The following is a 712-nucleotide window of genomic DNA, read 5'->3' as shown; positions in this document are numbered from 1 at the left end:
ATGAAAGGAGGGTGGAAAAAGTTAAGAAAATAAGATCCGGATTAAGTATGAAAGTAATAACGGTTGTTATAATTGTAATATTAGTTATAGCTATAGTAGGTGGCGTTCTAATCATAACGTCTTCTCATCATCAGCCCTCTACTTTTCCTTCAAGTACCTCATCTTTTACCAATACTACTACCGTAAGCTCTGTTAGTGTTCTTCAACCCTCTAATAAATCTGTATTGGTAGATGTAGCTCAGACTGCTGCTCCTAGTGGTTTGGATCCAGCTACTGATTTCTTAGACCAAGTTGAGCCTCTATATTATGCAGTATATCAAGAATTAGTAGAACCTAACGGTTCCAATTACTTACAAGTTGTTCCCGTAATAGCTCAAAACTGGACTACAACAAACTACGAAAACTGGACCTTTTACTTAAGAACTTATGTAACGTTTTCTGATGGAAATCAAGTAAATGCATCATCTGTATGGTTCTCGTTATATAGGACTATTTTGATGGGACAACCTCCGGGTGTAGCTGATTACATTTGCTTATTATTTAATTCAACGCAGTATGGTCAGACTGGTTATGCTTTACCTTGGGGAGTAGCTAATGCAATCCAACAAGTTACCGGTTTACCAACTACTAAAAATGCTACATTAGCTGCACAAGTCCTAGCATCTATCCTATCACACTTCAACGCAAACAATCAAACAATTCAGAAGATAAT

At 36.8% G+C, this 712-nt stretch carries 1 protein-coding gene; it reads left to right on the top strand.

From position 1 onward, the window contains the following. Window positions 1-47: 47 nt before the first annotated feature. Window positions 48-712: ABC transporter substrate-binding protein (locus DMP16_RS10495; RefSeq protein ID WP_255446893.1), on the top strand; the 665-nt coding region annotated here is incomplete at its 3' end.

The sequence above is a fragment of the Sulfolobus sp. B1 genome (assembly GCF_007050195.1).
Classification (GTDB): Archaea; Thermoproteota; Thermoprotei_A; order Sulfolobales; family Sulfolobaceae; genus Saccharolobus.
Note: the sequence above shows the minus strand (reverse complement) of the source record. Positions and strands in the feature narration are given on the sequence as shown.